The sequence below is a fragment of the uncultured Desulfosarcina sp. genome (assembly GCF_963664155.2).
Lineage (GTDB): Bacteria > Desulfobacterota > Desulfobacteria > Desulfobacterales > Desulfosarcinaceae > Desulfosarcina.
In genome coordinates this window covers 848,610-867,665 of the sequence record NZ_CAXXXH010000001.1, presented here as the reverse complement: position 1 = coordinate 867,665, position 19,056 = coordinate 848,610, and the positions used below count along the sequence as shown (strand labels likewise).

Sequence of the window (19,056 nt, the reverse complement as noted above, 5' to 3'; positions counted from 1 at the left end):
TATAAAACACGATAGTGGTCTTTAGCTAATACGGTCTTGGAGATCTCAGTACTCAAATAATGCTTCCTGATTTTGAAAAATGTAATAAATACTATATCATGGAGAACACGACGCGTTCGAAATCATCCGCCCATTTTTCCGGCGTGTGACCGGCGATTTTTTCAGCCGACACGTAACCCATACGCCTTCTAAGGATTGGATCTCTTACAAGCTTCAACATCGCCTCCGCTAGTGCATGACTGTCTTCCGGCGGAACGATATAGCCGTTTATTCCATCTCCGACGCGCTCACGTATCTCACCTACAGAACTGGTGCTGATTACGGGCAATCTGCAAGCCATTGCTTCGTCCACGACTAAACCATAGGGGTCACCCAAGGAAGGAAAGACAAATACATCAGCTGCTGCAAACATTTTGGGAAGTTCGTTCTTTTGCCGAAAGCCGGCAAAAATAACGTTTTGAATATTATCCACCTTACATTTATTCCTGAAAAATTCTTCATCAGCGCCATCCCCCACCAAAATAAGACTCATTTTTAATCCACTTGGTCGCTGTACTTCCCTAAATGCATCCAGTAGATAGTTCAACCCCTTTAGTTTAAGCAACCGGCCTACGTAAATATAAGTGGTTCCCTTTAATCCAAGTTCCCTACGCAACAATGAACGTTTCAAACTATCCATAGTGCTGCCATCTTTGAAATGCGTCACATCGATGCCATGTCTCGCGAAAAAAATCACATCGCTTTTCGCACCATAATGCTGAGCAAAAGCCTTTCCATCTATCCCCTCAGTTACAATAAAATCGACCCTTGGGAAAATCCATTTTTTCAAAGATTCTTTCACTGTCGACCGTCGAACCCAACTATCAAAAGTGGTAACAACCCTAAACCCGGTCTTGATACCCCTTAGCTTGGCAATTGACCAACCCAATAAATAGGATGGCTCCGAATATAGACTGACCAGAATATTCGGTCGATTTCGTTTTAGTAACGGCAGGGGAAAATGAAGCCGTCTACCTCCGACCACCAAGGTGTTCATATAGCGGTATCTAAAACACCAGTTTGATTCGTCTACAATCCAGCTTCGATCATATTGACTTCGGTCGTTAAACCAAGCTTCAAAATTTATGTTTGCACGATCAGCCAGGAGGTTGAACCTTTCAACCATATATGGTGCGGGGATGTTGTTCCAATAGACTACAAAAGGCTTTCGCGACAATACTGTATTTCCTATATACCAGTAAAATATTTCCAGAAAGAAACTCTATATTTTGTGTCCGTCCATAAACAGTGGATATGTGCATTCTCCGCGAAGCAAAAAATTTAAAGTACTTCTATGAGAAATGAATTCAGCATTCGACTCAATACAATTTGGTTATATGCCCGTTAAAATCATTATTCTGGCGCACCTATCCACTGAATTTTATCGGTGACCGGCAAAAGTAGACTTTTAAATTGCTGCCAGTTTCTTTCTTGCCAACGTTAACAAATCGGCGGCAACAACCGACGATAATACATAGGATTTAAAAGGACGGAATCTTTTCCAGGTACACCGCATCAAACCGAAACTGCGCTTGAGCCAGGATATTCCGGCCTTGATTCCAGCACGAAAACGCCTGAGTTTCTTTTAAACCTACTCGCTGGGGCATATGTCTGTTTCTTCCAAACCGCGCTCTTTGGCTTTCGATAAATTTTCTTTTGATGCGAATCCACCGTCCAGAACCACCTTCAACGGATACCGACCATAGATCTGTTGTTGATGATCAAGCATCCGTTCAACCAAATCCGTGTCGGCGGGATAGCCTTCGAGGATTACACAATCCAGGATCAGGTAGGAAGCACCGCCAGTCAGGCAAATCTTATGGCTGAGATCAAGACCGACCAGCATTTCATAGAATTGGGTGATGTGATTTAAAACTTTCCATCACCACAAACAATGTCAACAGCAATCTTCCCACTGGAAAAGATGGAAGTAATCTGTTGATCAAGCATCGTCGACTTTACTAATACCTTTAACGTGAATGTCTAAGATCAGGATCCATCCTATGCGGATTAATAATAATTGATGGACCGGTAAAAACTCTTATCAACCTATCCAACTGAAAATATTGTTAAAATACAAAAACAGACATTGCCTTCTCCAACCTGATATGATATGAAATGTATCATATTTACAGCACGTTAACATGGAGAAGACATGATTCGTATTAAGAACCACAAACAACGACAACTGTTCGATCCGTGGCGTCATTTAAGTCCAAAACGGCGTAAAATGCTTGAGGAGGACTGGCCAGGTCTTTTTCGGGAACATCTGCTGGAGGAACTTCCCGTCGATCAGATGCTGCCGCATTTTACGGATGGCATCGGAAGACCCAGCAAGGAACTATACACCGTGCTGGGTGTGCTTCTTCTCCAGCAGACCATGGATCTGACCGACAAGGCCGCCATCGAACAGCTTGCATTCAATATCCAGTGGCATTACGCCCTTAACATCCCGGAAGAGAGCGATGATGCCAAAACCATCAGTGAAAAGACCCTTTACTCAATGCGCCAGGTGATGATCGATAATCATCTTGACGAGACCATGTTTGATGCCATCGCCGACAAACTGGCCGTGGTGTTCGGTGTCGATACCAAAGACCAGCGCATCGATTCGGTGCACATCAAATCCAATATGCGCAGGCTCGGACGGATCAGTATTTTCAGCCAGACGATCTTTAAATTTCTGGTCAACCTCAAACGCCATCATCGGATGCTTTTCGATGCCATCGATGAGAAGGTCATCGCGCGCTATTGGGGGAAAAAAGCCCTGGCCGCCTTTTCCATGATCAAGCCATCAGGATCCGAGAAGACACTGAAAACCGTCAGCACCGACTTGTTCGATCTCATCGAGCAGTTCAAGGATCAGCCACAGGTTTGTTCCATGCACAGCTACAAACTGATGCAACGGGTGCTGGCCGAGCAGTGTAGCCTGAGCAGCGATACTGACGGCAGCAAGGTGACCGTCAAAAAGCCCGCCGATATACCGGCTGATTCGTTACAGAACCCCTCGGACCCGGATGCTACCTACAGTGGACACAAGGGGCAGGGATATCAGGTTCAGGTCATGGAGACTTTTGACCGCGGTGAAGACAACGCCGAGAAGCAGCAGCGGTTGAATCTGATCACCCACGTGAATGTACAAACGGCCTGTGAGCACGACGCCCACGCGTTGGCCCCAGCCATCGCTGACACCCGGGTGCGGGGTGTTGGCCCCAAGAAATTGCTGGCCGACACGCTTTACGGCAGTGACACCAATGATCGGATTGCCCAAGTAGCAACGGTTGAACTGGTTGCCCCGACGCATAAGGGCCGCAGTAAAGAAGATCTGTTGAGCCAATTTCGTTTCAACAAAAAAGGCCTGGTTACCCAATGCCCTGCCGGATATCGTCCAGAGAATACGTCACCAAAAACGAAACGATCCAACTTCGGCGCCGGTTTTGACCTGCAACGCTGTCTGGCCTGCCCCATGTTGCCCCAATGTCCGGTAAAGCCCGGCAAGAAGAAGGCGTATCTTCGCTACAGCGAAAAGCGCTACCGTCTGGCAAAACGGCGAGCGCTGGAAGCCAGTGCAGCGTTCATTGATGACTATCGCTGGCGGGCCGGCGTGGAAGCAACCATGAGTGAGTTCGATCGACGAACCGGAGTAAAGAAACTCAGGGTCCGGGGGATGCCGGCCGTGCGGTTTTACGCCAGAATGAAGGCCACCGGCTTAAACATCCTTCGCGCAGGAGCCGCCCGCAAGGCCAGAAGAAAGGCCTGGGCGGCCAATGGTGCCTATATTGGCCATGTGGATACCTTTATCCATGCTGTCAAAGAGCGAATCCAACGATTTATAGAAGATCTTGGATCTGTTTTTCTCAATCCGACTCAGGCCGCCGATAGTTATCGAAATATGGCGGCGTGAGTTTTTACGGGTCCATCAATAATTAAATTGTTTGATACGATAGACGGTGAAACCTGGTACTCATATCGTCTATTTGATCTTTTTCGATTTGAATATAAAGAAAGCAATAGCGCAGCGGATATCCACCCAAACCGCTTATAATAAATTGGTTGAGCCATTCCTAATACCAAAAAAGCTATGAAGGATGAAAAAAGGGCAATTCCAATTATACGTTCTGACTTATTATTGGGATCTTTAATTCCCTGGAATCCCAGGAAAACGATTGATCCTAATATGATTAATATTCCCAAGAAACCAAACAGGCCTGATTCAAACCAGTTTAGCAAAAAAATATTGTGGACAACATATCCAGTCGTCGTCTTACCAATATCTGGGCCCAAACCGACTCCCATAAGGGGGTTTTCGGTGATTTCTTCCCATGCAGCTGTGTATGTATCTATTCTTGTTTGAAGTGTTAAAGAAGAAAATCCATCATCAGAAATATCGTGTAGGCGAGATAGAATGGAAACCCTATCATAGTAGCTTTGAATTGAAATAGCGGCGGAGAATAATACGCATGAGATGCATAGAATAATAACTTTTCTGTGTGAAAATCGTCCTAAAATTAACCATACTGATAATGAAGCCAGCAGAGCCAAAACTCCAGACATCGAAATGGAGAGAAGGAGTCCTCCAGCAATAAGTATTGTACAGATCCAAGAGTGGACTAAATGCCAAGTCGTTTTGGGGAAACGGGTCAACATTATTATTGCAGGAATCAGAGCGATGCTCGTTAAACCTCCCAAATCGTTTACATGTTCGGTTAGGCCTGTCATTCGATTCCACACAGGAAATGTGCCAGGAATGATGTCATCCCAAATCAACTGCAATAATGCACCAAGACCAGATAATGCGGCCGAGGATGTCCAAAGGATTATCGCCGTCTTTATCTGTGCAGGTGTTTGCAATAAAATAGTGCTTAACCAAAACCAAATGGCGATCAAATAAAGATACTTGATAAGTGCAATTACAGACATTAGAGGCAAATCTGCAAAACCTGACGAGATAATCCCTCCTATTGTAAAAAGAAATAGGCCAATAATCATAATAGGCGAAAATTTTATTTCGAGGTTCCTTCTCAAAAGGCATTCAGATGTTGCGAGAAGGCATGAGACAAGGAAAAACCAATCAGATACCGTAAAATCGAGTGCTGGTCTGAAAACTGTTTGGCCAATAGTCAGTAATCCAAGATAAAAAAAGAACCTCGGCGTACCATGGCTGCAAGTAGATAATTTTTTAGTAAGCATAAGAATGCGATATTATTTTCTGCTAAGTTAGTTTACGAGCTTCAAGATGCAGACTATCAATGGGACGAGAATCGTATGACGGAAGCTCATCATCATCACCTTTTTGGAAATCAAATTTTTTAATATCTTGAAAACCGACACTCCTTAGTAGAGAAACAAGTGTCGGAAGATCATACATGTAGTAATGTTCAGCTCCATAACGCTTTTTCTTCAAATATGCCCCGAAAATGGTTTCCAAAAATTTATCATGGGAACTCCGGTCGTCTGGTAGTAATGAATGGTGTAGAAGTTTTTTAGTGGATTCTACATATTTCTCGGCATGTAAAAGCAAGTCGGGAACAACAATGCGCAATATTCCGTTTGTTTTTAATATTCGGAAGCATTCTCGTAAAAAAAAAGAGCCTCTGTCCTTAGGTATGTGTTCAAGAAAGTGAGACGTGTATATTTTACTTACTGACTGATCGCTATAGGGAAGTCCTTTGCTAACATCACATCTAATAACATCTGACCAGTTGGATTTGTATTGGTGTTCAGCTATTAATCCAATTTTAAATAATAATTTCTTAAGAAATGGAATTTTCGATAAAAGAATATTAGGAGAATTATCGATATTGTCAAAGTTTCGAATCTGCCCTGACGGGCCGCAGCCAACATTGATTTTTAATTCGATCTGTTTCATACTAGTGCTATAGGAACATGAATTAATAGGTCAAACGTGCGTTTAGTGGATAAAAATCCAATTGAAGCAAACTCCTCCTTGGAATTATAACGTCGAAAAGTGAGCTTATACAGCTGCACAGGTTTGCCTTAAAAAATTATATGGATTGACTGACAGGTGACTGGTGTTTCTGGTTTGCTCATTAACATTTGATTATTTTTCTTTCTTCAAATTATTCAGGCGTTGCCGCTAATTGATTTCAAATGCACACACCGGCCATGGTAAACAATCCAAAAGGTGGTCGCAGGACCATCTTTGCCCACTGGATCATTCCCATGTGCGCAATTCGTACGGAGGAGTGAATGACAACCACAGCCATTGCGGCTTCTGCCAGCAGGAGCGCCAGGGCAGCGCCACTAATACCAAAGCTTTCGGACCAGATGTAGCCGAGACCAAAAGCTGTGAGTCCGTATACAAGGACATAATAAAGCGCGATTCGGCTATGGCAATTTATGGCATAAGGAACCATCAAGGCCGTATACCAGAGGTTATTGATTAGCACGACGGCAAGGAGAATCATATAGGTGGGCCAGTGCATCGAAACCAAGCCGCCCGTCCATGTCGGAAATATCCAGTATGCGCCAGGCCCAACGAGGAGGCAGACTCCAAGGCAACCCCACAAGGCGAGTTGGCAGGATCTGGTAAAAATAAGCTGAAAAAGAGATTTGTTTCCGGCACCATGAGCCAAGGCCAACTCGGGTTGTATCAGCCGACTGATGATGGCTCCAGGTTGCATTACCGTGCGACTTAGGGTGCGCAATGGCACAAACACGGCTACTCCAGGAGGTCCTATCGTCAATCCCACGATCAACCGCATACCCTGGATGTTAAATGCATTTCCTAAGGGAAAGGCCAATGACGCAAATGCCGGGCCTGCAAGCCGTTTTATCTCTGAAAATGTGGCGTGGGCATATCCAAGTCTCAGCCAAGGGCTTGCCTTGCGTTGACCGAGCCAAATTAGTCCAGTTCCCAAAATCCTTCCAATCAGATATCCTGTTGCCGCCTGGACCGGACCGCCGTTAAATGCCACGGTGACGGCAAAACCAACGAACTCGATAAGCTGCGTAAAGGCAATAAGATACATGCTCCTTGGGTAGCGTCCGTTTACCCAAAAACCACCGTTGAGAAGATTGCCCTGAAAACAAACCAACACATGTGCAACGAGAAGAAGAAAGACGACCTTGATCTCATGGTCATTCATGGTTTTAAAACTGAGCCAGTTTTCAAGCGGTGCAGATTTCACAAAACCGAGTGCTAATAGCCCTACGAAAATGGAAACCATGAGAAGTAAAAGCCAGGTGCTCTGAAAAACAGATTGTATGCCGGTTTTGTCACCAGCACCGCCTCTTATGGTCATTTCCCGGCAGGCGGCCGTGGCAAACCCGCCATCACTGATGCTCAGGTATACCGGTATGGCCGACAGCATGAGCCACTCGCCATAAAGATGTGGGCCCCAGAACGACAGAAGCAACGGCACTTCCGATAGGCGGATAAAGATCTGCACCATCTGGGAGAATCCTTGGGCACCGACTCCTTTTAGAAGCCGTCCGCGTATTTCATTAATTTTAATATAGCTCCGCTCCCTCGATCGCAACCCGAACCGGTAGGAATTAACTGTAATATCTATATGTTAGATGACGATGAATCGACCCTGCCCTCGGTAGTTGAATGGAAAGTCGAAATTACGAAAAAAACCACATCATATTGTTGTATGCATATTAAAGTAGACCATATGTGGTGGTAAAAAAAAATGCAACCGGCTTTTTAAGCGCCCATCAAGGTCATTTTTAGGAAAAAGACTCCTGGCTGAACCGAATACCTTAAGATGATTATTCGTTCCGGTAACTTGGCGTTGCCCAATCAGCCCTGCATCAACTCTTGCCGAAACCTTCTTGACAGCGGGCAAAGATAAATATTTTTGACTGCTGTCCCCATGCGCTTGTTCTGCCTGTCCATCCGTCCCCGACCGGTGGTTTGCCCCACATATACCCAATTGGCGGCCTGGTAACACGTACCCTTGTATTGTTTCCCATCTACCAGGGTTTCCATAAGAACCGGACGGCACCCGTAGCAATCGGCCCAATCATGCGGCACCGTTTTGGCTGCCAGAGAGAGCACCGAGCTGGCCAGGTTTTTAACCCGGACCCAGGGAAATATTAAAAAACGGCTGTTGGATATGATTTTTTGCAGGTTTCTCCGGCGCTGTTCGTCGCTCCAGCCAATCCAGTGGTCCCTGGCCGCCATCCGCCAAGCCGGGCTGGAAAATTGCAGACACCCCAGCCTCGTCTGGTCTATCCCGGATTCAATAAAATAGCGCAGCTGCCCACCAAAAGGTATTCGATACCCAAGGTAATGATATCTATCCATATATTCATACCAAAGCTGCCTCTGTGCGTGATCTTGGACTCGGGCCAACACGATCGGGGACAGTTCGCTTAATTTTGACGATAGCATCGACTGACTATCCGTACGCAGGGTCATTCCGGCAGTCGGCTTGATCTGTTTGGTATATTGGTTTTTACACGCCGGCAGCTGAATAATGCCTTTGGCATCCAGGCGCTCCAGAAATTGGCGGCACTCGACGGTTTTTAGCTTGCCAGTCGGACGTTTCCATGAAAAAAGCTCACAAATTGTGTTGGCCAGTTCGGTACGGGTGAGCTTTGGAAACGTGTCAACGATAACCACAATTTCGCTGATTTGATCGCGGCAGATCACCTGACCACAGAATGGTTCGGAAGGCATCGATTGCATAGGCGTAACCATTTGCGAAAGAGGTATTTATTTTTACTATACAAACCGTCTTCAGGAATGTCCAGAATTATTTGATTTCTAATTTGTTCAATCGCGCTCGATCGTTGCAGGCTCAGGAGATAGTACGGTATTTGAACATTTCCGACATAATTTGCCCGGTTCCCAAAAAGACGTTGAAAACCTCCGGTCGATTCGATAGGTTGATCGCCGGGGCTGGATTTGCGGTGTAAATCAGGTCTCTGTTCCCACCGTTTCCTTTCCGGACCGCTGTTCGAATGACAAATGACAATAAAGGTCAGACCCGATGAAAAAAGGGGCGTTGTTTAAAACCGTTCGCGTCGTTGTTGTTTTGCTGGTGGCGGTGGCCATTGCTGTCGTACTGGTGCAGCTGCGCCCACGCGCCGAAAAGCAGGAGCGCACGACCGAAGGACGGCTGGTGGAGGTCGTCCGCACCCGTTCCCAGAGTCTTCCAATGATTGTTGAAGCTTACGGAACGGTGGCCCCCCGGGAGCCTTTAAAACTGGTTGCGGAGGTACGTGGGCAGGTGGTGGACATGCATCCGGCTTTCATTGAAGGCGGTTTCGTAAAATCCGGAGAGGTGTTGTTGACCATCGATCCGAGGGACTATGAACTGGCGGTGCGACGGGCAAAAGTAGGCATCCGCCAGGCGCAGGCCGAGCTTGATCGCCTGGCGCAGGACATACTCAACCTCAACGCCAGTCTGAAGCTGGCCAGGTCGGATGTGGATCTGGCCCTGGCGGAGCTCAATCGATTCAAGAAATTGGCCGGAATGGACATGACCTCTCAGAGTGTTCTGGACAAAGCCGATCGTCAGGTTCTCACCAGCCGGGAACGGGTGCAATCGTTGGAGAATCAGCTGGCCATCACCGGACCCGACCGGATTCGTCTGGAGAACCAGATGGAGATGGCCAAGGTGTCCTTGGAACAGGCAATCCTCGACGTGGAGCGCTGCCGGATCAACACACCCTTCGATGCCTGGGTGACGCAAAAGGGGGTGGAGACCGGCCAACATCTTTCGGTCGGACAATCGGTGGGCAGCATATACCGCGCCGGTGCCTTTGACATCGAAGTCAAGATCCCAATGAATGATTTGGCCTGGTTTCCGGATGGCGTTGGATCAGGATCGGGGCTGCCGGTGGAGGTGCTGTTCATGGAGACCTCTACACCCAAACTGTGGAAAGGCCGCGTGGCCAGGGTCAAGGCCGCCCTGGATCAGACCACCCGGACCCTGCCCGTGGTGGTCGAAGTGGACGAACCAACCCTTGAGGATTCTATCACCCATGCTGCTGACCGCTTGAAGCCAGGCATGTTTGTTACGGTGAGAATCCAGGGGCGCCAGGTGGAAAATGTCCACCGGTTGCCCCGGTATCTGGTCCATGACGGGGACACCGTCTATCTTGCCGCCGATGACCAACTGAGTATTCAACCGGTTAGCATCCTGCGCAGTTTTAAACAAACCGTGCTGATCAGCGGCGGTCTCTCCGACGGGGACCTTGTCATCACCACACCGCTCTCCGGTGCCGTGCCGGGGATGAGGATTAGGATGAAGGCTGAGGACTGAGGTCAGAGGTCGGAGGTAGGGTGAGAGCCGCACAATGACGGAAGTCTGAGTCACGAGTGGCAACTTCGAAGCAATGAATGATCTGGAATAAGAAATGGCCATTAAAACTATCCATGATCTGGAAGTGTATCGGCTTGCTTGCTCCCTTGCCATGCAGATTTTCAAGCAGACCATCCGGTTTCCAAAGGAGGAAGTCTATTCGCTGACCGATCAGATCAGGCGATCATTGAGATCGGTGGCTATAAATATCCGTTATGGATACGCCAAACGCAAATATGAAAACGTGTTTACCCGTCACCTCAACGATGCTTTCGGCTCGTCTGAAGAGACCCGGGGATGGCTGTTGTTTGCCAAAGACGGTGGCTACGGGAAAACAATGAATATGGCCGTCTGGATGAGCAGTATGATTACGTCAATGCCATGCTGTTCAAACTGATGAATAATTGGAAAAGCATTATTAACCGATAGCATCGGGTCTGATTCGCCTGGACGGTTGGCATTGGGTCATGGCATCGCCACGACCTCCGACCTCCGACTTCCGACCTCGGACATCTAATAATTTGAAAAAGCTTGCCCAATGGTCCGTCGATAACCGTGTCGCGGTGAACCTGATCATGATGTTCATCATCGTGTCGGGTCTGTTGACGGTCATGAACATGCGACGGGAGATGTTCCCGCAGTTTGCCCTCGACATGATCAATATCTCCGTGCCCTATCCCGGCGCCAGCCCGGCGGAGGTGGAAGAGGGGATTTGCATCAAGATCGAGGAAAAGATCAAGGGCATCGAGAACATTTCCCGGACCTACTCCTCATCCCGCGAAGGCCTCGGATCGGTGACCGTGGAACTGGACAAGGACGCTGATGTCCAGAAGGTTATGGACGATATCAAAAACGAGGTGGACCTCATCGATACTTTCCCCGATGAGGCCGAAGATCCGATCATCACCGAGATCATCAACCGCAATCCGGCCATTACCGTGGCGGTATATGGTGATGTGCCCGAGAAGCTGCTTCGCCGGACGGCGGACCGCATCCGGGACGACCTGGTGGACACCGGCCCCATCTCCCTGGCGACCCTGGTGGGCGTTCGGGACTACGAGATCGCGGTGGAGGTGTCCGAGGAGAACCTGCGGCGATACGGTATGAGTTTCGACCAGGTGGTCATGGCCCTGAGGACCGGCAGCCTCGATCTTCCCGGGGGGACCATCAAGACCGACCATGGTGAGATCATCGTGCGTGCCAAGGGGCAGCTATACACCGGCAGTGAGTTCGAGGATCTGCCCTTGATCACCGATGCGGGAGGTGCGGTGGTTCGGCTGGGGCAGGTGGCTACGGTCGTCGACGGGTTCGAGGATACGGACATCAAAGCCCGCTTCAACGGCAAACCCGCAGCCCTGGTTCAGGTCAACCGCACCAGCCAGGAAGATGTGATCGCCATTTCCGACACGGTTCAGAAATACGTGGCGGAGAACCGCGGCCGAATGCCTGCCGGTATCCAGCTGGCGACCTGGTTCGATCTGTCCACCATGGTGCGGGACCGCATCGACCTGTTGCTGCGCAACGGGTTCCAGGGGATCGTTCTCGTCTTCATCGTCCTGGCCCTGTTTCTCAACCTTCGCCTGGCATTCTGGGTGTCCGCGGGCATTCCGGTGGCCTTCATGGGCGCGTTCATGGTGCTGGATTACAACGGGGAGACCATCAATATGATTTCCCTGTTCGCCTTCATCATGACCCTGGGAATCCTGGTGGACGATGCCATTATCGTGGGTGAGAACATCTTTACCCACTACGGAAGAGGAAAATCGCCGGTCCGGGCCGTGGTCGACGGCATGGGAGAAGTCGGCGGGCCGGTGGTCATGGCCGTGACCACGACGGTGGTGGCCTTCACGCCGCTGATGTTCATCTCCGGCATCATGGGCAAGTTCATCAGTGTCATGCCCCGGGCGGTGATCGCCATCCTGATCGTTTCCCTGGGAGAAGCTCTGATTATTCTCCCGGCTCATTTGGAGGGCGCCCTGCTCCGGAGCCGGCGTGCCGGAGAAAAGATCAGCCGGGCGATACATGAACGCGTAAGACAACGCATCGAAAAGGGTCTCCAGTTCGCCATCGATCGCATTTATATCCCGACCTTGCGATATGTGGTGGGCAACCGGTACTTTGCTTTTGCCATCGGCCTGGGGGTGTTGATCATCAGCCTGGGCATTCTGCGCGGCGGCTATGTTCCCTTTATTTTCATGCCCAAGGGGGACAGCGACTGGGTGATTGCCGAGGTCAACTATCCGCTGGGAACCCCGGTGGAGAGTACGGCGCAAACCATCTCCTACCTGGAGCAGCAGGCCTTTAAACTGAACCAAGCGTTCAATGGGAAGTTGGACGAAGGCAAAACCCTGATTACCAACACCTACTCATTGACCGGGTATATTCCCCGGCGCGACTGGAAGCCTGCCGAGATCGGAGGCCACTGCGGCGAAGTGTGGATTGAGATGATCTCTTCGGCCGAGCGACCCGGGCTGTCGGTTAATGCGATTATCAATCAATGGCGCACGTTTGCCGGAGAAATTCCCGGGTTGGATCGGCTCTCTTTTTTTACCATCGAGGGAGGACCGGCAGGCAGTCCCATCGAAATCCAGCTCATTGGTGATGACTTCAGGCAAATAGAGCTGGCCGCGGCAGATCTTAAGGATGAGTTGGCCAAGTATCCGGGAGCTTACGACATCGGCGACGATTTCAAGCCCGGTAAGCCGGAGCGGCGTTTCAAGATCAAGGACGGCGCGCAGAGTATCGGTCTGTCCATGAGTGATATCGCCAGGCAGCTGCGTCAGGGTTTTTATGGCGAAGAGGCCCTTCGCATCCAGCGCGGCAAAGATGACGTGAAAGTCCAGGTCCGCTACGCGGAAAAGGACCGGCGCTCTCTCTATGCCATCGAGCAGGCCCGTATCCGTACATCCGACGGCCGGCAGATTCCGCTCTCCGAGGTGGCCGAGGTGGTCCGTTCCCGGGCCTATTCTCTGATCCGGCGGGTGGATCGCAAACGGGTGATTACGGTAAGCAGCGACATCGATGAGGATATCGGCAACGCCAGCAAGATTGTGAACGACCTCAAGACGGATTTTCTCCCCCGGCTGATGAAGCGCTATCCCGGCCTGCGCTACGACCTGGAAGGCCAGGAAAAGCGGACCGAGGAGTCCCTGCAAAGCCTGAAAAAAGGGTTTATCCTGGCCCTGATGGCCATTTTCCTTCTGCTGGCCACCCAGTTCCGGTCATACATCCAACCGGTGATCATCATGATGGCCATCCCTTTCGGCCTGATCGGGGCGATCGTCGGCCACCTGGTGATGGGTCTGGCATTCACCATTATCAGCATTTTCGGCATCGTGGCCCTGTCCGGCATCGTGGTCAACGATTCGCTGATCCTCATCGATTTTATTAACCGGGCCCACCGCGATGGGATGACGGTGGCTGAGGCGGTCATGGAATCCGGACAATCCCGCTTCCGGCCGGTGCTGCTTACCTCGGTGACCACCATTGCCGGGCTTTTCCCGCTGCTCCTGGAACGCAGCTTTCAGGCTCAATTTCTCATCCCCATGGCGGTGAGCATCAGCTTCGGCCTGCTGGCCGCCACGCTGCTGACCCTGCTCTATGTGCCGGCGCTCTACCTGATCGTGGACGATACCGTCCGCGCAATGAAAAGACGGTTGGGCATGGGTCGTGCGGAAGATGCGGCGGGCAAGGACCTTAAGCCGTCGTGAACCGGTCCACCAAGAGCCGGCTGACCATCAAGCAGCTGTCCTGGTTTCCCGGCAATACCCTGTTCGAGAAAATTGCCCGATGCGTCTGCCGGGCGGGCACGCTGCCCGGCAAGGAGCTCTTCGAGGCCTGGGAGGTGGCCAGGCGGGTGAGGAGAAAGTTCCGCGGCGGCCGGGTGGTCGATCTGGCATGCGGCCATGGACTATTGGCCCACATCATGCTCCTGCTCGACGACACCTCTCCCGAAGCCATTGCCATCGATCGTCATCTTCCTGAAAACGCCTACCGGCTGTCCGCGGAATTGATGACATACTGGCCCCGGCTGCGCCAACGGATTGCCTATGTGGAAGCCGATATCGAAACGGTCGCGTTCGCATCAACAGATGTGATAATGTCGGTGCACGCCTGCGGCGCCTTGACCGACACGGTGCTGGAAAAAGCCGTCGAAGCAGGCGCCCGGGTGGCGGTGCTGCCTTGCTGCCACGACCTGGAACGCTGCGATACCGGCGGCCTGGAGGGTTGGCTGGACGGCCCCACGGCGGTCGATGTCACCCGGGCGGCGAGGTTGCGTGCATGGGGGTATCAGGTAATGACCCGAAGGATACCCGAGGCGATCACACCCAAAAACCGATTGTTGATGGGGCGTCCTGAATATGGATGACATCGGGAAGCGCGCTCATGACGTTCCTCAATATCCTTAAAAAAAAGAGGCACGCATGGTAACTAAAAAAGAAGAATTTCTGGCCCAGATGAAAAAGCAGGGCGACGAACTAAACTATCGTTGGAGTCGCGAGCGTGACAAGTTCGAAGCCGGTCTCCAGCATGCAAGTGCTGATGTCGGAAAAGAGTATGCCGCCAAACGGGAAGCGTATCTCAAGCTCCGCAAGGATTTGAAGGAGAAGATCGTCGATCTGGAAGTGGCCGGTGAAAACGCCTGGGACGATCTCAAAGATGGGGTCGAAGATGCCTGGAAATCGCTTGCCACGGCATTCGATAAAGCCACCTCGCATTTTAAGAAATAAATGGGCGATGCCAATGCCGGGGCTGACGGGCCGGACTATTATTGTATCCACGGGGTCGACGGCGCCTCGAACCAATGTATTCCACAGGACACTCATTAAGCTGCAGGATCGATGTGACTCGCCAAACCATGGCGATAAAAAAAGAGTGATGACTTTGCTTCACGGTGAACTCGCCGGTTTTGGCACGTTGAGGCTGAAATAAAACCCCTTTAGCCTTTTTATTAATCCGGGAATTACGGTTTTTAGGACTGTAAAAGGAAGACCCAGCCATGGACCCGGTCTTAATCGTCGCTGCCTTTGTATGTGGTGCCCTTGTCAGCCGGGTCGGCCTTCCACCGCTGGTGGGCTACCTGATCGCCGGATTTGGGCTCAACAGCCTGGGCGTTGCGGCCGGCGACAATCTGGAAGAAATCGCCAATGCCGGCGTGACCCTGCTTCTGTTCACCATCGGACTGAAGCTGAAGCTCAAGAGCTTGGCCCGTCCGGATGTGTGGGCGGGCACAACGCTGCACATGCTGACGACCATCGTCGTCTTCGGCGTCGGGATCTGGCTTCTCGGCATGGCCGGATTGCCTGTTTTGAACCAGTTGGACTGGAAGCTGGCTTTGCTGATCGCTTTCGCCCTGAGTTTTTCCAGCACGGTCTTTGCCGTCAAGGTTTTCGAAGAGAAAAAGGAGATGGCCTCGCGCCACGCCGGCACGGCCATCGGAATCCTGATCATGCAGGATATCATCGCCGTGGTGTTCCTAGCCGTTTCATCGGGAAAAACACCGACGACATGGGCGCTGGCACTGATCGGTGCGCTCTTTTTGATTCGTCCAATGCTGCTTCGCTTCATGTCGCACTGCGGACACGGTGAACTGCTGATGCTTTTTGGCATTTTAATGCCGGCCGCCGGTTACGGGGGGTTCGAACTGGCAGGCCTTAAAGGCGATCTGGGAGCCCTGGTTTTCGGCATGCTGGTTGCCGCGCATCCCAAGGCATCCGAACTGGCCAACGCGCTGCTCAGTTTTAAAAACCTTTTTCTGGTTGGCTTTTTTCTCAACATCGGCATCTCCGGGTCGCCTTCCCTGGCGGCTGTGGGGATCGCCATCCTGATGGCCCTGGTCATGCCGATGAAGGCAGCCTTTTTCTTCTGCATTCTCACTCGCTTCAAATTACGTGCCCGCAACGCCATACTGGCTTCCCTCAGCCTGGCCAACTACAGTGAATTCGGGCTCATCGTCGCGGCCATCGGTGTGGGCAACGGCTGGATCGGTGCCGACTGGCTAGTCATCCTGGCGATTGCCCTTTCTCTCACCTTCATCATGGCTGCACCGGCCAATTCAACAGCCCACGCCATTTACGCGCGCTGGTCCAATCAACTCAAGCGGTTTGAGCGAATCGAGCGATTGCCCGACGAGGCTCCCATCGACACCGGGGATGCACGCATTGCCGTCATCGGCTTGGGGGGCATCGGCACGGCTGCCTACGACGAGATGCGCCGACGCCATGGCGATGTGGTGGTCGGCATCGATTTTTCCAAAGCGTCCGTGGAAAAACACCTCAAAAAGGGGCGGCGGGTGATACTCGGCGATGCATCGGACAGCGATTTCTGGGAGCGCGCCGATCCATCCACGACCGCCATCGATCTGGTCATGCTGGCCCTGCCGGATCCCAGGGCCAGCGCCTTCGCCATTCGCCAGATGAAAGAGAGAGGATATCCGGGGCAGATCACCGCCTCGGTGCGATATGACGACGAGGCCGCCGGGTTGAAGACGGAGGGCATCGATGCCGCCTATGTGATCTATGAAGAGGCAGGCGTCGGCTTTGCCGATCATGTCTGCAGGCTTATGGTCCGCCGTGACTTTCAGGAAGCCTGCCGGAGGTCATGAGCAGGCGGCGATGGCCTGGATGGTAAGTCCGATGGATGATGAGGATGACAATCATGGCCACCTAACCTGTCGACCTTGATCCTCCAACGCCTCAACGATTATATCGAACTTAACCCATACAGTTGGGTTTTTTTCAAGGATGTCAATTTTGCGGCCTTTCAACGCTGATAGTTGCGACCATGACAAAAGAATTGAACCCCCAGGCCATCCACGCTTTTATTGAAAAGCCTTCTCTGATGCGGCGTCTGTCTTTCGGTTGTCTCGTCCCGATCCTGCTCGCCCAAGGTTTTTGGGTTCGACACGCAGTGCCCAAAATAGCAGAAGCCAAAGGACCCCGCCATGGGGTTACCGGAAGTGGCAAGCCGATAAGGATCCTTGTCGCCGGCGATTCTTCGGCAGCCGGTGTCGGCGCACCGATTCAAGCGCAGGCATTGGTGGGTTGCCTGCTGTCGCGGCTGGCGGTTGACTTTACGGTGCATTGGAAATTGATCGCCAATACGGGATGGTCGACCCCTGACCTGCGCAGTTTTCTGCATACGGTTCACAAAACCAGCTATGATATCGTCCTGACGGCCACGGGTATGAACGATATTACGTCTCGCCAATCCATGGCCGCCTGTCTGCTCGAGCAAATCAAATTGGTGAAATTACTCCGCGAGAAATTTGCCGTTGGTCATGTCCTGGTATCAGGTTTGCCCCCGGTTCACCGGTTCCCATTGCTCCCGGAGCCGTTAAGAGGGTTCATTGGAGATCGCGCGAAACGATTGGACAACGCCATCCAATCCTGGTCCCGCGAGCAACCGGATTGCGATCACATTCGGCTGGATTTTCCTGTCAGTACCGGGAAGATGGCGCCGGATGGCTTTCATCCCGGTCCCGGGATTTATGCGCTTTGGGCCGATGCTGCCGCAGTCGTTATCAGGGCGCGTTGGAAATGATTATTTTTTAACAGCATCCCTGTAGACGGATAACGTGCGTTGGAAAATTCGGGGCCAAGTATAGTGAGATGCAATTGCTTCGGCCTGGGGGTCGACAACATCGGGAGTATTTCTTACCACTGCCATCATGTGAAGAATGCGTTGGCATAACGCATCTTCCAGCCTGGCTTCGTCTTTTAGATAAGGTCGGTCAATGGTTTCAAGGGGCGGCAGTCGAATCCGATCTATCGTGTCTCGGTTCGCTTTTCCGAAGATCTCACGGAAGCCGGACAAATCGGTGGTGATGATCCGGCATCCGGAGGCCAGACCTTCGAAGAGCACCAGGGGGAGGCCTTCAAAAAAGGAAGGCAGCACCTGGATATGGGCTTTTTTCATCAGTTCCGATAATCGATGGTGGGTCACGTAACCATGGTTGGTCACCTTTTGGCCCAATCTTTTTGAAAGGTCGATGCAGTGGTCATACTCCTGCCCCTTGCCGCTTCCCGCCATGTGCAGGTGCCAGTCGTGATGCTCGATCTTTATCAGGGATTTCAGCAGCCAGGGAACGCCCTTGCTGCGATTGTATTTGCCGGCGTAGAGGAGATGAACGGTTCTCGCAGGTGGTTTTGGTGCACGGGGAAAAATCGTTTGATCATATCCGCCACCGACGACGACAATTCGATTTAACGGGATGTCATACAGACGATGAATATCTCTTTTCTGATCGGTCGTCAACGCGATGATCCTGTCCAGGCGTCGGCAATAGCGTTTGACATAACGTCTTAAATGCGGGCAATTATTGTATTGTCTCAGTTCCGTGCCATGGCAGGTGGCCACGACGGGCATCGTCGGGAAAAGCTTTTTCACCAGGGCTGAGCGCAGAAAGAGATGATTCGTGTGAATGATTTCCGGATTGAACTGGTTTACCGCACATTCAAGCACGCGGGTGAAGGCCGACTTGTAGGCGGTCAGACGCCGACCTTTCAGGTCTCTGAACAAAAGCTTTTGTAGGGCATCACATCCGACATGCCGGTAACCGGGAAGTTGATCGACCCCGATTCGAAACGAACATAGGCGCCATCGGTTAACGGCCTATCCTTCAAGGAAGGAATCGTGTCGGCAGGAACACCGGCCACCCGGTAGGTTGAAAACCCGTGTTTCCGGGACTCTCCGATCATCGCCTCGAGATAGATCCCGCTGCCGGTCATCTACGGTC

15 protein-coding genes and 1 pseudogene are annotated in these 19,056 nt (G+C 51.4%); 8 read left to right on the top strand and 8 right to left on the bottom strand.

The window, feature by feature from the left end:
• Positions 1 to 91 precede the first annotated feature (91 nt).
• Positions 92 to 1,216 (bottom strand): glycosyltransferase family 4 protein, encoded by a 1,125-nt coding sequence (locus tag ACHZBS_RS03865; protein WP_319405214.1) that lies wholly within the window; start codon positions 1,214 to 1,216, stop codon positions 92 to 94.
• A 231-nt stretch (positions 1,217 to 1,447) separates the two neighbouring features.
• Positions 1,448 to 1,861, bottom strand: a pseudogene (locus ACHZBS_RS03860) (ISNCY family transposase); the annotation flags it as partial.
• A 333-nt stretch (positions 1,862 to 2,194) separates the two neighbouring features.
• Between ACHZBS_RS03860 and ACHZBS_RS03855 the strand changes: the two are divergent.
• On the top strand, positions 2,195 to 3,943 hold the full coding sequence (locus ACHZBS_RS03855; RefSeq protein ID WP_319404994.1) for a transposase: 1,749 nt from the start codon (positions 2,195 to 2,197) through the stop codon (positions 3,941 to 3,943).
• Here the strand turns inward: ACHZBS_RS03855 and ACHZBS_RS03850 are convergent.
• The 4 genes from ACHZBS_RS03850 to ACHZBS_RS03835 all read right to left on the bottom strand — a co-directional run bounded on the left by ACHZBS_RS03850 (position 3,922) and on the right by ACHZBS_RS03835 (position 8,689).
• Positions 3,922 to 4,959, bottom strand: coding sequence for an O-antigen ligase family protein (locus ACHZBS_RS03850; RefSeq protein ID WP_319405213.1), 1,038 nt, complete (start codon positions 4,957 to 4,959; stop codon positions 3,922 to 3,924). The two genes, ACHZBS_RS03855 and ACHZBS_RS03850, sit on opposite strands and share 22 nt — an antisense overlap.
• 292 nt (positions 4,960 to 5,251) lie before the next feature.
• Positions 5,252 to 5,908 (bottom strand): methyltransferase domain-containing protein, encoded by a 657-nt coding sequence (locus ACHZBS_RS03845; RefSeq protein WP_319405212.1) that lies wholly within the window; start codon positions 5,906 to 5,908, stop codon positions 5,252 to 5,254.
• 238 nt (positions 5,909 to 6,146) lie between these two features.
• A complete protein-coding gene (locus tag ACHZBS_RS03840) occupies positions 6,147 to 7,454 on the bottom strand; it encodes a hypothetical protein (RefSeq protein ID WP_319405211.1) in 1,308 nt (435 codons plus the stop codon).
• Between the two features lie 353 nt (positions 7,455 to 7,807).
• Complete coding sequence (locus ACHZBS_RS03835; RefSeq protein WP_319405210.1) at positions 7,808 to 8,689, bottom strand: DUF4338 domain-containing protein; 882 nt, start codon at positions 8,687 to 8,689, stop codon at positions 7,808 to 7,810.
• 313 nt (positions 8,690 to 9,002) lie between these two features.
• Between ACHZBS_RS03835 and ACHZBS_RS03830 the strand changes: the two genes are divergently transcribed.
• The 7 genes from ACHZBS_RS03830 (at position 9,003) to ACHZBS_RS03800 (ending at position 17,861) form a co-directional block, all read left to right on the top strand.
• The gene (locus tag ACHZBS_RS03830) at positions 9,003 to 10,280 is read left to right on the top strand and encodes an HlyD family efflux transporter periplasmic adaptor subunit (RefSeq protein WP_319405209.1); all 1,278 of its coding nucleotides are present in this window, start codon (positions 9,003 to 9,005) and stop codon (positions 10,278 to 10,280) included.
• Between the two features lie 94 nt (positions 10,281 to 10,374).
• The gene (locus ACHZBS_RS03825) at positions 10,375 to 10,716 is read left to right on the top strand and encodes a four helix bundle protein (protein ID WP_319405208.1); all 342 of its coding nucleotides are present in this window, start codon (positions 10,375 to 10,377) and stop codon (positions 10,714 to 10,716) included.
• Positions 10,717 to 10,840: 124 nt separating this feature from the next.
• Positions 10,841 to 14,029, top strand: coding sequence for an efflux RND transporter permease subunit (locus ACHZBS_RS03820; RefSeq protein WP_319405207.1), 3,189 nt, complete (start codon positions 10,841 to 10,843; stop codon positions 14,027 to 14,029).
• Positions 14,026 to 14,688 carry a methyltransferase gene (locus ACHZBS_RS03815; RefSeq protein WP_319405206.1) on the top strand — a complete coding sequence of 221 codons (663 nt, stop codon included), beginning with the start codon at positions 14,026 to 14,028 and terminating at the stop codon, positions 14,686 to 14,688. The genes ACHZBS_RS03820 and ACHZBS_RS03815 overlap by 4 nt, the downstream gene beginning before the upstream one ends.
• A 55-nt stretch (positions 14,689 to 14,743) precedes the next feature.
• Positions 14,744 to 15,049: a hypothetical protein gene (locus tag ACHZBS_RS03810; RefSeq protein WP_319405205.1), complete on the top strand. Its 306-nt coding sequence runs from the start codon at positions 14,744 to 14,746 to the stop codon at positions 15,047 to 15,049.
• Positions 15,050 to 15,318: 269 nt separating this feature from the next.
• Positions 15,319 to 16,923: a cation:proton antiporter family protein gene (locus ACHZBS_RS03805; RefSeq protein ID WP_319405204.1), complete on the top strand. Its 1,605-nt coding sequence runs from the start codon at positions 15,319 to 15,321 to the stop codon at positions 16,921 to 16,923.
• A 179-nt stretch (positions 16,924 to 17,102) separates the two neighbouring features.
• Positions 17,103 to 17,861 (top strand): SGNH/GDSL hydrolase family protein, encoded by a 759-nt coding sequence (locus tag ACHZBS_RS03800; RefSeq protein ID WP_319405203.1) that lies wholly within the window; start codon positions 17,103 to 17,105, stop codon positions 17,859 to 17,861.
• Here ACHZBS_RS03800 and ACHZBS_RS03795 read toward each other — a convergent pair whose 3' ends face one another.
• Complete coding sequence (locus ACHZBS_RS03795) at positions 17,862 to 18,839, bottom strand: glycosyltransferase family 4 protein (RefSeq protein WP_319405202.1); 978 nt, start codon at positions 18,837 to 18,839, stop codon at positions 17,862 to 17,864. It lies immediately after the preceding gene.
• Entirely contained in the window at positions 18,824 to 19,048 is a 225-nt protein-coding gene (locus ACHZBS_RS03790) for a hypothetical protein (RefSeq protein WP_319405201.1), read from the bottom strand. The genes ACHZBS_RS03795 and ACHZBS_RS03790 overlap by 16 nt, the downstream gene beginning before the upstream one ends.
• Positions 19,049 to 19,056 lie beyond the last annotated feature (8 nt).

What these genes read in the sequence shown, in the direction of transcription:
- ACHZBS_RS03855 (WP_319404994.1), top strand. Translation starts at nt 2,195, where the DNA reads ATGATTCGTATTAAGAACCACAAACAACGACAACTGTTCGATCCGTGG.
- ACHZBS_RS03850 (WP_319405213.1), bottom strand. Translation starts at nt 4,959, where the DNA reads ATGTCTGTAATTGCACTTATCAAGTATCTTTATTTGATCGCCATTTGG.
- ACHZBS_RS03845 (WP_319405212.1), bottom strand. Translation starts at nt 5,908, where the DNA reads ATGAAACAGATCGAATTAAAAATCAATGTTGGCTGCGGCCCGTCAGGG.
- ACHZBS_RS03840 (WP_319405211.1), bottom strand. Translation starts at nt 7,454, where the DNA reads ATGGTGCAGATCTTTATCCGCCTATCGGAAGTGCCGTTGCTTCTGTCG.
- ACHZBS_RS03835 (WP_319405210.1), bottom strand. Translation starts at nt 8,689, where the DNA reads ATGCCTTCCGAACCATTCTGTGGTCAGGTGATCTGCCGCGATCAAATC.
- ACHZBS_RS03830 (WP_319405209.1), top strand. Translation starts at nt 9,003, where the DNA reads ATGAAAAAAGGGGCGTTGTTTAAAACCGTTCGCGTCGTTGTTGTTTTG.
- ACHZBS_RS03825 (WP_319405208.1), top strand. Translation starts at nt 10,375, where the DNA reads ATGGCCATTAAAACTATCCATGATCTGGAAGTGTATCGGCTTGCTTGC.
- ACHZBS_RS03810 (WP_319405205.1), top strand. Translation starts at nt 14,744, where the DNA reads ATGGTAACTAAAAAAGAAGAATTTCTGGCCCAGATGAAAAAGCAGGGC.
- ACHZBS_RS03805 (WP_319405204.1), top strand. Translation starts at nt 15,319, where the DNA reads ATGGACCCGGTCTTAATCGTCGCTGCCTTTGTATGTGGTGCCCTTGTC.
- ACHZBS_RS03800 (WP_319405203.1), top strand. Translation starts at nt 17,103, where the DNA reads ATGACAAAAGAATTGAACCCCCAGGCCATCCACGCTTTTATTGAAAAG.
- ACHZBS_RS03790 (WP_319405201.1), bottom strand. Translation starts at nt 19,048, where the DNA reads ATGACCGGCAGCGGGATCTATCTCGAGGCGATGATCGGAGAGTCCCGG.